Origin of the sequence: Kitasatospora sp. NPDC087314 (assembly GCF_044744365.1) — a bacterium.
Lineage (GTDB): Bacteria > Actinomycetota > Actinomycetes > Streptomycetales > Streptomycetaceae > Kitasatospora.
In genome coordinates this window covers 65928-78852 of record NZ_JBIUYE010000021.1, presented here as the reverse complement: position 1 = coordinate 78852, position 12925 = coordinate 65928, and the positions used below count along the sequence as shown (strand labels likewise).

Genomic DNA, 12925 nt, shown 5'->3' with positions numbered 1-12925 from the left:
GCCGGCCCGGCCGTTTCCCGACCCGTGTCAGGACCGGTCTCCGTCAGACCGGCCGCCGTCACGACCGGCCGCCGCCACGACCGACCCGCTGTCACGGCCGGAGGTGCTCGTACGTCAGCCCGGCCTGCTCGCAGGAGGTGCGCCCGTTCGCCCAGTGGTCCGCCGGCGGCCGCTGCGCCAGGATCTCCCGGGCCCGGGCGGCGGAGGCGCTGGTGGCGTACCAGGGCCTCGGGTGGTGCTCCAGCCCGTCGTGGATCAGCTGCAGCGCACAGGTCCGCTCGACGCCGGGGAGCCGGTCCAGCGCGGAGACGGCGTCCGGCGAGAGGTCGCGGACGTTGCGCAGGTCGATCTGGGCGGTCCGCTCGAAGCGGGCGACGTTCTGCTCGGCGATGATCGCGTCCGGGCCCATCAGCCCGTACACCGCGACCGTGAGCATGCCGCTGAGGACGACGACGCGCGGCAGCCAGCCGGCCGAGCGGGTCAGCCCGGCGGTGATCAGCAACAGGAGGACCACGCCGAGCCAGCCCTCGACCACCAGCACCCAGAGCCGCAGCCGGGTCAGCCCGGAGGCGTCGACGTAGAACCACATCCGGCCGAGTGCCGAGGCGACCACGACCAGGGCGAGCAGGCAGAGCGCGCCGAGCAGGATCCGCGCCACCCGGCGGTCGGCCGGCGTGCTGCGCGGGGCCCAGCGCTTGGCGACCGCCACCACGACCAGGGTGAGCGCGGTGATCACGCTCAGCTGCCAGAAGCCCTGCCGGGCGTACTCGGAGCGGCTCATCCCGGTGGTGCGCAGGACGGCGTCGGCGCCGCCGAGCACCACCAGGCCCTGGATCACCGCGAAGGTGCCGAACATCAGGTTGAGCGCCACCAGCGGCAGCGCCCACTCCTGCCGGCGGCGGGCCCGGCCCGGCCGGACGACCGTACGGTCCCAGCGGCGCGGCCCGGCCGCGATGTGGGCGAAGCCCACGGCGGTGAGCACCCCGAGGGCGAACAGCACCGAGCGCAGCGGGAGCTCGTCGAGGTCGAGGCTGGGGCTGAGGCCGCTCAGCAGGTCGGCCATGGCGGCGTCCGCACCGGCGAACAGCAGGCCGAAGACGGTCAGCAGGACGGCGGCGACCGCGAGCGCCTTGAGCACCGGGACGATCCGGCCCCGGCCGGGCAGGCTCCGGCTGCGCAGCCCGTCCACCGCCCAGAGCACGCCGGGCGGCAGCTGCCAGACGATGGCGGGCAGGGCGAGCAGGACGCCCGCCCAGCGGCGGCCGCCGTGCAGCGCGAGCGAGGCCAGGCCCAGGGCGCACACGACGGACAGCGTCACCGGCCAGCCCGCCTCCCAGAACGCCGGGACGGCGAGCAGGGCGACGGCCAGCAGGCTCCACACCGCCGTCCAGGGCCGGATCCGGCGGCCCGCCGACCGGGCGGCGAGGCCGGCCGCGACGGCGGTGACCCCGGCGCAGATCAGCAGGTTGACACCCAGGCCGTCGAACAGCAGCCAGGCCGTCAGCAGGCCGGTGAGCAGGGCCAGGAGGAGGGTCCGGGGCGTGGCGGGCGCCTTGCGCTCGGGCTCGCTGGGGCGCAGCCACGAGGTGGACGGCGGCACGGGCAGGCCGGCGCCCCAGGACGGACCGGGCACGGGTCCGGACGCGGGCGCATGCCCTGGCGCCGGCCCGGGTCCGGGTGGCAGGTCGGCCGGGGCGGGCGTGGACGGACCGGACACGGGTCCCCCTCAGTGGTCGGTGGGCACGCGGAAGCCGCCCTCGGGGCGGTCCGCCGGCGGGCGCGCTCGGCGCCGCGACTGCAGCCGACTGTAGACCATTCTGAACAGGTTCAAAAATCAGTTCTGAACAAGTTCAGAAACCCCTGGCCAGCCACTGTGCCCCAACCGCCGGCCCCTCACCCCCCTCACCCTCGCTCCTCGCCCCCCGCCCCTCGCTACCCCTTCACCGACCCGGCCAGCAGCCCCCGGACGAAGTACCGCTGCAGACTGAAGAAGACGATCAGCGGGACGATGATCGACAGGAACGCCCCGGCCGTCAGCAGCTCCCACCGCCCGCCGAAGGATCCGGACAGCTGCGCCAGCCGGACCGTCATCGGCGCCACCTCCGGCGTGCCGCCCGCGAAGGTCAGCGCGACCAGCAGGTCGTTCCAGACCCACAGGAACTGGAAGATCGCGAACGAGGCCAGCGCCGGGGTGCACAGCGGCAGCACGATCGAACGGAAGATCTTGAAGTGCGAGGCGCCGTCCACCACCGCCGCCTCCATCAGGTCGCGCGGCAACTGGGCGATGAAGTTGTGCAGCAGGAACACCGCCAGCGGCAGCGCGAACATCGTGTGCGCCAGCCAGACCGGCGCGTAGCTGCCCTTCAGGTCCACCGCCGGGATCAGCGTCAGCGAGCCCAGGTGCGCGCCGCCGGAGAACAGCCGCAGCAGCGGGATCAGCGCCATCTGGATCGGCACCACCTGGAGCGCGAACACCGCGAAGAACACCGTGTCACTGCCCCGGAACCGCACCCAGGCCAGCCCGTACGCCGCCATCGCCGCCAGCACCAGCGGGAACAGGGTGGCCGGGACGCTGATCGCCAGCGAGTTCACCAGGAACGGCATCAGCCCGGTGGAGACGCCCGAGCCGCCCTCGAACAGCACCGTGTGGTAGTTGCCCAGGCCGAGGTCCGGGTGGAGGAGGGCGTTCCACCAGCCGTTCGAGGTGACGTCCTGTTTGGGGCGCAGCGAGGTCACCAGCAGACCCAGCGTCGGGATCGTCCACAGGACGGTCACCGCGATGACGAAGACCGAGGCCAGCGGGCGGCTGAAGGCCTTCCGGACCGGATTGGCGTGCGGCGCGCTCATCGCGCGGGTCGGCTTGCCGTGTCGAGCGCTCATCGGACCCTCCGCTCCTTCCGCAGCTGAACGATGTTGTAGGCCACCAGCGGCAGCACCGCGAGGAAGAGGATCACCGCGAGGGCGCTGCCCCGACCGGTGTTGAACTGCACGAAGGACTGCGAGTACATCTCGTTGGCCAGCACCTGGGTGCCGAAGTTGCCGCCGGTCATGGTGCGGACGATGTCGAAGGCCTTCAGGGTGATGATCATGATGGTGGTCAGCACCACCACCACCGTGGTGCGGATCATCGGCACCGTGACGTACCAGAACAGCCGCACCCCCTGCGCCCCGTCCAGCCGGGCCGCCTCGGTGACCTCGTCCGGGATCGCCTTGATCGCCGCCGACAGCACCACCATCGCGAAGCCCGTCTGCACCCACACCATCACCGCCATCAGCAGGAAGGTGTTCAGTGGCTGCGAGAGCATCCAGTTCGGGGGGTCGTCCCAGCCCACCGCGATGGCCAGTTGGCTGAGCAGGCCGATCTGCTGCTGCCCCGGCCCGCGCGACTCGTAGACGAACTTGAAGATGATCGAGGCGCCGACCAGCGAGATCGCCATCGGCATGAAGATCAGTGACTTGTACACCGCCTGGCCGCGCATCCGGTCCACCAGCAGCGCCAGCAGCAGGCCCAGGCCGGTCGCCACCAGCGGCGCGACCACCAGCCAGAGCAGCGTGTTGACCAGCACCTTCTGCACCGAGTCGGTGGTGAACGCCCAGCCGAAGTTCTCGCCGCCGACGAACCGGCTGCCGTCGTCGTTCTGCAGGCTCAGGTAGACCGTCCGGATCAGCGGCACGACCAGGCCCACCAGCAGCAGCACCGCGGCCGGGCCGAGGAACACCGCCACCGCCAGCGGGCGGGAGAGCCGGCCCCTGGCCCGGCCGGCGGCGAAGAAGACCAGCAGGAGGATGCCGAGGAAGCCCGCGACGGCGCCGAGGCTGTTGCCGAACTTGACCGCCGCATCGCCCCACGCGCCGGTGGCGAGCGCGGTGGCCGGGGACGGGGTTCCGGGTACGGACATGGCTGTGCGTCCCTCCTGCTCTCGTGGGAAGGGGGCGGGCGGTGCGGGTGGGTGGCCCCGCACCGCCCTCGACAGGTGGTCCTGGAGACGCCGGGTGGCGCCTGCTCGGGCCCGGCGCGTACTCAGGCCTGATGCCGGCTCGGGCCCGGCGCCGACCCGGGCCTGGCGGCTACTGCGGCCAGGCGGCGTCGATGTCGGCGGCGGTCTTCTGGATCGACTGCCCTTCGGCGAACCAGGCGGTCAGCGACTTCCACTCCTGCCCGGCGCCGACGGCCGCCGGCATCAGGTCGGAGCCGTCGAAGCGGAAGGTCGCCGTCGGGTCGGTCAGCGCGTCCGCCGACAGCCGGTCGATCGGGTCGGTGTACAGGCTCTTGTCCACGCCCTGGTTGGCCGAGACCCAGCCGGTCGCGGTCCTCACCCGGCTGCTCGCCCAGTCCGCGCTGGACAGGTAGTTCTGCACCGCCTGCACCTCGGGCCGGCCGGAGAAGGCGGCCAGGAACTCGCCGCCGCCCTCGACCGGGTTGGGGATCGCCGGGTTCACCGCGGGCAGGTGGAAGGCGAACACGTCGCCGTCCGGGCCGACCTTGGTGCCCTTGGGCCACTGCGCCTCGTAGAAGGACGCCTGCTGGAGCATGGCGCACTTGCCGGTGAGGACCGGCGCGCCCGCGTCCTGGAAGGTGGTGGTGGCGATCGACTTGACGTCGCCGTAGCCCCCGTTGACCCAGGCCGGGTTCTGCATCCAGCCGGCCACGGTCTTCATCGCCGTGGTGATCTTCTCGTCCGAGAACTTCACCTGGTGGCCGACCCACTGGTCGTACACGTCACCGCCGTACGTGCCCAGCACCACCTCCTCCAGCCAGTCGGTGGCCGGCCAGCCGGTGGCCGTGCCCGAGGCGATGCCGCCGCACCAGGGCTTGGCGCCGCCGGCCTTGGCGATCCGATCGCTGAGAGCCGTCAGGTCCGCCCAGGTCTTCGGGACCTCGTAGCCGGCCGTCTTGAAGGCCTTCGGCGAGTACCAGACCAGCGACTTCATGTTGGCGCTCATCGGCGCCGCGTAGAAGGTGCCGTTGACGGAGCCGTAGGTCTTCCAGATCGGGCTCCACTTCTCCTGGTTGGCGACCGTCTGGGCGGGCGGCTTCACCACCTTGCCGCTCTTCACCATCTGGGCCAGCAGCCCGGGCTGCGGGATGATCGCGAAGTCCGGGGCGTTGCCGCCGGCCACCCGGACCGGCAGCTGGGACTCGAAGTCGTTCGACCCCTCGTAACCGATCTTGATGCCGGTGCACTTGGCGAACTCGGCCCAGGACTTCTCCAGGTTGTCCGATTCCGGGCTGAGGATCGAGGCGAACACCGTCACCGTGGTGCCCGAATGCCCGGCGTACGGCTGGTACTTGGCGCAGTCACCGGACAGCGACGGGGCCGCTGCGCCACCACCGCCCCCCGATCCGCCGGAGCTGTTGGAACAGGCCGCGGTCAGGGCCAGCGCCGCCAGCAGGGCCGGTACGGCGACCAGGCGGCGGCCGGAACTCCTGGACGACGCGGTCGGGTTGAGGGTCAATGCGGTCCTCCTGGCCAGGGCGTGCTGCCGGCTGTGGGCTGAACGACATTGCGCTGTACCGGAGATGGGCGTGCAGAGATCACGGGTGGGCGACGGACGAACCGATCCGACGACGTTAACGCAGCCGCCAGCCGCCGCCAAGGTCCACGTCGACCTTCGTCCGCCGGTGTCCCGACCGTGACCCCGGAGCCCCCCGCGGCAACCCGGCGGCCCCGCCCGGAAACCCGGATGCTGTTGGTGAATTGTGAGCGATCGCCTGCGGTGAGTGACTCCGGACTTCGAGACTTGCTCTCGGAGGCCGGAGTTCGTCGTTGTGGTGGGGGTGTGTGGTGTCGATGCGACCGAGGGAGCAGGGCGGGATCCCGCTGGAGACGGTGCGGGTGGCCCGGGCGGCGTTCCCGAAGGGGAGCCTGGCGATCCGGGTCCGGGACGAGCTGGGGGTGTTGTTCACGGATGAGCTCTTCGCCGACCTGTTCCCGACGCGGGGCAAACCGGCCTGGTCCCCGGGCCGACTGGCGTTGGTGCTGGTGCTGCAGTTCGTGGAGGGACTGACTGACCGGCAGGTCGCGGAGGCGGTGCGGGTGAGGATCGACTTCAAGTACGCCCTCGGGATCGTGGCTGCCCGGCGCGAGCACGGCGTCGAGTTGCACGGCCCGATCAGAGCCGACACCACCGCCCAGGCCGCGGCCGAGGACGGGGCCTTCACCCAGAACGCCTTCACCATCGACTGGGACAACCAGCGCGTCGCCTGCCCGGGCGGCCGCACCACCGACCAATGGCGCCAGGCGATGTCCCACCCCGGCACTCCCGTGATCCGGGTGGCGTTCTCGGCCACCGGCTGCCGGCCCTGCCCACCCCTGCGAAACTGCGTCAGCTCGCCGAAGGCGGTACACCGCGAGCTCACCTTCCGCCACCGCGACGAGCACCAGGCCATCGGCCAGGCCCGCGCCCTCCAGCAGACCGACGACTGGAAGAAGCGCTACAAGATCCGCGCAGGGGTCGAGGGAACCATCTCCCAAGGCATCCAACGCTGCGGCCTGCGCAGGTCCCGCTACCAAGGCCTCGCGAAGACCAACCTGCAGCACCAGCTCACCGGCGCCGCGATCAACCTCGCCCGCATCGACGCCCACCTCACCGAAACTCCCCGGGCGCGCACCCGCACAAGCCACTTCGCACGACTTCGCCCCGCCGAGCAACGACTCGACGGGGCGAAGTAGTCAGGCCCCTGGATTCACCAACAGCATCCGGAAACCCGGACGGGGCCGTACCGCGGCGATCCGTCAGTACAGCCGGACCGGCAGCTCCAGCAGGCTGTTCACCACCAGCGACGGGCTCGGCCGCAGTTCCTCGTCCGGCACCGCCGGCGACAGCCCCGGGAACCGCGCGAACAGCGCCGGCAGCGCGACCCCCGCCTCCAACCGCGCCAGCGGCGAGCCCGGGCAGACGTGCGGGCCGTGACCGAAGGACAGGTGGCGGGTCGGGTCCCGGGTGACGTCGAACAGCTCCGCCGTCAGCCCGTGCTGCGCCGGGTCCCGGCCGATCGCGTTGTACGAGATCAGCACCGGCTCGCCCGCCGGGATGACCGCGTCGCCGACCGCGACGTCCGCCGCCGCGAAGCGGAACAGGAAGTTGCTGGTCGGCGGCGTCCAGCGGAGCGACTCCTCGACCACCGCGTCCCAGGACACCTGCCCCGAGCGCACCAGCGCCAACTGGTCCGGGTGCGCCAGCAGTGCCCGTACGGCGTTGCCGATCAGGTTCACCGTGGTCTCGTGGCCGGCCGCGATGATCACCCGCAGGGTGGCCGCCGCCTCCGCGTCGGTCAGCGCCCCGCCCTCGGTGTCCGCCGCCAGCAGCGCGCTCGCCAGGTCGTCGCCCGGCGCCGAACGGCGCTGCGCCACCAGGTCGTTGACGAAGGCGTTCAGCCCGGCGACGGTCGCCTGGATGCCCGCCGGGTCGGGCATGATGCCGAAGAACCGCTCGTACAGGTCCCGCAGCACGCCGTGGTCGGACTCCGGCACGCCCAGCAGCGAGCAGATCACCGTCATCGGCAGCGGGAAGGCGAAGGCCGACTTCAGGTCCACCACCGGCTCCCCCGCCGCCAGGGCATCCAGCAGCGCGTGGGTGATCTGCTCGACCCGGGGGCGCATCAGCTCCACCCGGCGCGGGGTGAAGGCCTGCGCCACCAGCGCCCGCAGCCGCCGGTGCTCGGCGCCGTCCGTGGTCACCATGCTCGGGCCGGGCACCGCCAGACCGATCAGCGGCCAGGTCTTCGGGACCTCGCCGCGCTGGTAGGCCGCCCAGTGCGCGGCGTCCTTCACCAGCCGGACGTCGGTCAGCAGGTCGCGGGCCTCGGCGTGCCGGGTCACCGCCCAGGCGGCGACACCGCCGGGCAGTTCGACCGGCACCACCGGGCCGGCGGCCCGCAGCAGGGCGCCCTCGGCGGCACTGTCGCGGGCCAGCGGATCGAGGGCGATCGGGGCCGGGGCAGCGGTCATCGGCGGCGGTTCTCCTTGAACTCGATCTTTGAACTCGATCTTTGAACTCGGTCCTGAACTCGGTTCTTGAACTCGGACCTTCGCTCGGGCAGGGCGCTCGGGCAGGACGCCCGGGCAGGACAGGGGTGTCGATCAGACCGGGTGGCCCGGGGTGAACGAGACGGGCAGCGCCACCAGCCCGCGCACCCAGGCCGACGGCCGCCACACCAGCGCGTGCTCGGCCACCGCCAGCCGCAGGTCCGGCAGCCGGTCCAGCAGCACCTCGATCGCCGTGGTGGCGATCACCTCGGCGGCCTCCTGGGCCGGGAACGGGCAGCCGTGCTCGCCGTAGGAGTAGCTCATGTGCGCCCGGTTGCCCTCGGCCGGGCGGCCGTCCGGCCGGCGCACCGACGGGTCCGCGTTCGCCCCGGCGATCCCCAGCAGGACGAGGTCGCCCGCCGCGATCCGCTGACCGCCGAGCCGGGTGTCCCTGGTCGCCCAGCGACCGGCGAAGATCTGCGTCGGGGTGTCCTCCCAGAGCGCCTCGTTGAGCGCCTGGCTGATGCTGCGGCGGCCGCCCGCCAGCGAGGCGGCGAAGCGCTCGTCGGTGAGCATCAGCCGCAGCGCGTTGGAGATCCAGTAGGAGGACGGCTGGTGACCGGCGATCAGCAGCACCCGCAGGTCGCGCATCACCTCGTCCTGCGTCAGCCCGGCCGGGTGCGCCAGCATCCGCGAGGCGACGTCGCCACCCGGGTGCTCGGACTTCTCCCGCACCAACGCGAGCATCAGCTCCAGCAACCGCTCGGCGCCGGCCGGCGCGTCCGGGCCGCCGTCCAGCATGGTGAGCAACGCCGCGATCAGCTCCGGCGCCTGCTCCTCGTCCAGGCCGAACACCCGGCACAGCACCAGGAGCGGCAACCGGTGCGCGTACTCGGCGACCAGGTCGGCCTCCCCGCGGCCGGCGAACTCGTCGATCAGCAGGTCGGCGATCTCCTCCGCGTGCTTGCGCAGCTCGTACGGGTCGACGTCGGACAGCGCGTCGGTGACCGCCCGGGAGCGGCGGACGTGCTCCTCGCCCTCCGCGTACAGGATGGACGGCACCGGCGCCATCATCGGCTTGAGCGGCCAGTCGGCGGGCAGCGTCGCCCAGGCGTGCCAGCGGCTGGAGTCGCGGCCGAACAGCTGCGGCTGGCCGGTCACCAACTGGAGCTCGCGGTAGCCGATGACCAGCCAAGCGGGGACGCCGCCGGCCAGTTCGACCGGGGCGACCGGGCCGTGCGCGGCGCGCAGCTCGCGGTAGAGCTGGGCCGGGTCGGTCTGGAAGCGCGGCCCGTACAGCGGGGTGGCCCCGGCGTGCGCCGGGCAGCCCGGGGGCGGGGTGGCGGCGGGCTCGGTCACGGGGTGCTCTCCTCGTACTCCGGGGTGACGGGGGCTTCGGCCTCGGCGGGGGCGGGGGCTTCGGCCTCGGCGGTGACGGCCGCTCCGGCCTCCGCGGTGACGGCGGCTCCGGCCGACGGGGTGGCAGCGGCCTCGGCCAGGGCGGTCAGGTGGCGGACCAGCTCGATCAGCACCCGCTTGCCGGACTCCCGGTCCCGGGCGTCGCAGTCCACCAGCGGCACCTCGGCGGGCAGGTCCAGGGCCTCGCGGATCTGCGCCAGCGTGTGGGTCGGCTCGCCGAAGTTGTTGCGGGCCACGATGAACGGGGTGCCGTGGTGCTCCAGCCGGTCGATCGCGTACCAGGAGTCCTCCAACCGGCGGGTGTCCACCAGGACGACCGCGCCGAGCGCACCGCTGAACAGGCGGTCCCAGAGGAACCAGAACCGTTCCTGCCCGGGCGCGCCGAACAGGTACAGCACCTGGCTCGCCGACAGGGTGATCCGGCCGAAGTCGAAGGCCACCGTGGTGGAGCGCTTGCCCCAGGCACCGGCCGGATCGACCCCCTCCCCCGCCTTGGTCATGACCTCCTCGGTGTTCAGCGGACGGATCTCGCTGACCGAGCCGACCAGCGTCGTCTTGCCCACCCCGAAGCCGCCGACCACGACGACCTTCAGCGCGTTGTCGGCCGTCGCCCGCAGCGGGGTGCGCCCGGTGGCGGGCACGACGCCGGGACCGGAGATAGGGCCTCCGGAGGCCGGGTCAGAGCTGTTGAAGGCCATGCAGCACCTGCTTCAGCGTGTCGAGATCGGGCAGCCGGGCCTTCGTCGGCGCGAACCGGGGGTGGCGGGCGGTGACCGCCCCGGACTCCAGCAGGTCGCCGAGCAGGATCTTCACCACCGAGATCGGCAGCGCCAGCTCCGCGGCCACCTCCACGACGGCGGTCGGGGCCTCGCACATCCGCAGGATCCGTGCGTGCTCCGACTGCATCCCCGGCACCGGCCGCCGCTCGGCGACGATCAGGGTGACCAGGTCGAAGGCGTTCTCCGGGGAACGGCTGCGGCCCCGGGTGATGGTGTAGAGGCGGTCCGGGTCGTCGTCGCGGCCCGGCAGCACCGGCCGGCCGCTCATGCGCCCGCCCCGACTGTCCGCTCGCTCATGCCAGGGTGCTCCCTTGCGGTGTGGTCGACTCCGCCTCCTGCGGCGCGGCGTCGCCGCGGGCCGGCGCGCTGAGGTGGACGCCGATCTGCTCGATCAGGCCGTGCATGTTGTGGCCGACCACGCCGACGTCCGCCTCCTCGTCCGTGACCACCGCCAGGTGCGCGCCCTCGCCGGCCGCCACGATGCACAGGATGCCGCCGTGGAACTCGGTCATCGACTGCCGGACGCCGCCGCTGCCGTCGCCGAACTCGATCGAGGCGCCGTGCGCCAGGCTCTGCAGACCGGAGGCGATCGCGGCCAGTTGGTCGGCCTGGTCGGCACTCAGCCCGGCGGTGTGGCAGAGCTTGAGGCCGTCGGCGGAGAGAACCAGGGCGTGCCGGGTGCCGGGGGTTGCGGCCAGCAGGTTTTCCAACAGCCAGTCGAGGTCGCGGTCGGTGGCGCTGCTCATCGGGAGTCCTTCTCGGTGACGGGGGAATCGTCGGGCGTGGGGTCGGTGTCGGTGTCGGTGTCCGTGGTCGTCGGCGCCACCGCGGCGGGCTGGTCGCCCGGTGCCGACAGGGCCGCCTTGCGGAAGGCGCCGAACCGGGCGGCGGCGCCCACCGCATCGGCGCGTACGGGCTTCGCGGCTGCTGCCGTCGGCGTGGTGGCGGCCAGCGTCTGGCCGCGGCGGCGCTGCGGCAGCCCGCTCTCGGTAATCCGGGCTGGCCCGGCGACAGCGGGTACCGGGGTGGCCTGGGCGGCGGCTGTGGGGGGCGCCGGAACGGCGGGCACGGCGACGGCGGGCGCGCGAACGCCCGCAGCGGTCGGTGCCGGCGGCAGGGGTGCGGGGGCCGGGCGCGCGGGGATGAGCGCCGGGCGCACCGACTCCGCGACGGGCGCCTGAGCCGGGACGGGCGCCGGCTCGGACGCCGGAGCGGGATGCGTGACCAGCTGCTGCGGGATCAGCATCACCACCCCCGTACCGCCGCGCGCCGACGGCCGGAAGGAGATCTGCAGCCCGTGCTTGCGCGCCAGCACGCCGACCACCGCGAGCCCGAGCCGGGTGCCGGCGGACAGCATGGTGAGGTCCAACGGCTCGGCGGAGACGGCCCGTTCGGCCCGGCGCAGCCAACTGTCACTCAGTCCCAGCCCGCTGTCCTCGACGGTGATCACCAGCCCGGCCGGCACCTCCTCGACGTAGACGTGCACCTCGGCCGGCGGGGCGGAGAAGTTGGTGGCGTTGTCCAGCAGTTCGGCCAGTGCGTGCATCACGCCCTCGGCGGCGAACCCGGCGACGGCGGCCGTGCTGGCGTTGTGCAGCCGCACCCGCTGGTAGGCGCCGATCCGGCCGAGCGCACCGCGCAGCACCGACTCCACCGCGATCGGCTTGGCCCAGCGCCGGCCCGAGCGGGCCCCGGTGAGCACCGCGATGCCGTCGGCCATCCGGCCCGCCTGGGCAGTCGAGTGGTCCAGCCGCAGCAGGTCACCGAGGACCTCCTCGTCGTGCCGGTGCTGCATCTCGCGCAGCTCGGCGTGCATGCTCGTGGCCAGTGCCTGCACCCGCCCGGCGGCGGTGGCGCAGACCGCGAGCGCGGCGGCGCGCAGCCGTTCGCCCCGGCCGACCTCCTCGGCCACGGCGCGCAGCAGCGCCCGCTGGGGGTGCGCACGGTGGGCGGCCAGCGCGCTGTCCACGGCCGCGCCGCCCCGCAGCTTCTTCACCACCTCGGGCAGCACGCCCTCGGTGAGCCGGTCCAGTTCGGCGCGTTCGGCCTCGGCCCGGGCCCGCTCGGCCTCGAACCCGGCGCGCTCGGTCTCGATCTCGGCCCGCAGCCGGGCCAGTTCGGCGTGCGCGGCCGTGATGTCCGCCTCCGCCCTGGCCTGCTCCGCCCGGGCGGCGTCCCGCTCGGCGTACGCGTCGCCGGCGCGGTCCCCGGCGGCCGTCTCGGCCTGCCGGGCGGCGCCGGCGACGACCAGTGCGGCCCTCGTCTCCTCGTGCTGCGCGTCCAGGTCCTCGGCCAGTCGGCGGGAGCGCTCGGCGCCGGCCGCCGCGAGGCCGACCGCGATGAGCCAGAGCACCGCGACCGCGCCCACCGCGAGGGCGGTGAGCGGCTGGCGCGCACCCAGCGCCCGGGCGATCCCCACCGGGGCGGCGACCGCCGCCAGCAGGACGGCCACCGCGGTCAGGGCGGCGGTGCGCGGCGCGGGCCGCCGGCGCGGCCGACCGTCGGGGCTGGTGGCTTCTCTCATCGGTGCGATCCTCGGCAACGTCGGCGGGCGGCGGCCGGCGGCGGGAAGACGCCGACAGCTGGTCGGGCGCATACGAGACCGCCCGGCGACGTTGCGTAACGTCTCCGGGCGGCCGATCGGTTCACGCTTTCGACCGATCATATCGATTCAGACATCGGCCTCAAGCGGCGAGTTGACGGCCAGTCTCCTTCATTCACCTCACGCACACCGATTGGCGACATGGCCGACGCACC

Annotated in this window: 11 protein-coding genes; 1 reads left to right on the top strand and 10 read right to left on the bottom strand. The window is 73.3% G+C overall.

Annotation, left to right across the window (positions count from 1 at the left end):
- Positions 1-91: 91 nt before the first annotated feature.
- The 4 genes from ACIO5E_RS35600 to ACIO5E_RS35585 form a co-directional block, all read right to left on the bottom strand.
- A complete protein-coding gene (locus ACIO5E_RS35600; RefSeq protein WP_400676049.1) occupies positions 92-1633 on the bottom strand; it encodes a DUF4153 domain-containing protein in 1542 nt (513 codons plus the stop codon).
- Between the two features lie 299 nt (positions 1634-1932).
- The gene (locus ACIO5E_RS35595; RefSeq protein WP_280685031.1) at positions 1933-2880 is read right to left on the bottom strand and encodes a carbohydrate ABC transporter permease; all 948 of its coding nucleotides are present in this window, start codon (positions 2878-2880) and stop codon (positions 1933-1935) included.
- Complete coding sequence (locus ACIO5E_RS35590; protein ID WP_280685032.1) at positions 2877-3899, bottom strand: sugar ABC transporter permease; 1023 nt, start codon at positions 3897-3899, stop codon at positions 2877-2879. Before ACIO5E_RS35590 ends, ACIO5E_RS35595 begins: the two co-directional genes overlap by 4 nt.
- 169 nt (positions 3900-4068) lie before the next feature.
- A complete protein-coding gene (locus ACIO5E_RS35585) occupies positions 4069-5457 on the bottom strand; it encodes an ABC transporter substrate-binding protein (protein WP_400676046.1) in 1389 nt (462 codons plus the stop codon).
- 329 nt (positions 5458-5786) lie between these two features.
- On the opposite strand from ACIO5E_RS35585, the gene ACIO5E_RS35580 reads away from it, so the two are divergent.
- The gene (locus tag ACIO5E_RS35580; RefSeq protein WP_400676044.1) at positions 5787-6674 is read left to right on the top strand and encodes a transposase; all 888 of its coding nucleotides are present in this window, start codon (positions 5787-5789) and stop codon (positions 6672-6674) included.
- Between the two features lie 63 nt (positions 6675-6737).
- Here the strand turns inward: ACIO5E_RS35580 and ACIO5E_RS35575 are convergent, their stop codons facing one another.
- The 6 genes from ACIO5E_RS35575 to ACIO5E_RS35550 all read right to left on the bottom strand — a co-directional run bounded on the left by ACIO5E_RS35575 (position 6738) and on the right by ACIO5E_RS35550 (position 12692).
- Positions 6738-7952, bottom strand: coding sequence for a cytochrome P450 (locus ACIO5E_RS35575; RefSeq protein ID WP_400676042.1), 1215 nt, complete (start codon positions 7950-7952; stop codon positions 6738-6740).
- Between the two features lie 132 nt (positions 7953-8084).
- A complete protein-coding gene (locus tag ACIO5E_RS35570) occupies positions 8085-9329 on the bottom strand; it encodes a cytochrome P450 (RefSeq protein WP_400676040.1) in 1245 nt (414 codons plus the stop codon).
- The gene (locus tag ACIO5E_RS35565; RefSeq protein WP_400676038.1) at positions 9326-10087 is read right to left on the bottom strand and encodes a GTP-binding protein; all 762 of its coding nucleotides are present in this window, start codon (positions 10085-10087) and stop codon (positions 9326-9328) included. The genes ACIO5E_RS35570 and ACIO5E_RS35565 overlap by 4 nt, the downstream gene beginning before the upstream one ends.
- Positions 10068-10436: a DUF742 domain-containing protein gene (locus tag ACIO5E_RS35560; protein WP_400676036.1), complete on the bottom strand. Its 369-nt coding sequence runs from the start codon at positions 10434-10436 to the stop codon at positions 10068-10070. The genes ACIO5E_RS35565 and ACIO5E_RS35560 overlap by 20 nt, the downstream gene beginning before the upstream one ends.
- 25 nt (positions 10437-10461) lie before the next feature.
- Positions 10462-10914: a roadblock/LC7 domain-containing protein gene (locus ACIO5E_RS35555; protein ID WP_280685038.1), complete on the bottom strand. Its 453-nt coding sequence runs from the start codon at positions 10912-10914 to the stop codon at positions 10462-10464.
- The gene (locus ACIO5E_RS35550) at positions 10911-12692 is read right to left on the bottom strand and encodes a sensor histidine kinase (RefSeq protein WP_400676034.1); all 1782 of its coding nucleotides are present in this window, start codon (positions 12690-12692) and stop codon (positions 10911-10913) included. Before ACIO5E_RS35550 ends, ACIO5E_RS35555 begins: the two co-directional genes overlap by 4 nt.
- Positions 12693-12925: the final 233 nt, after the last annotated feature.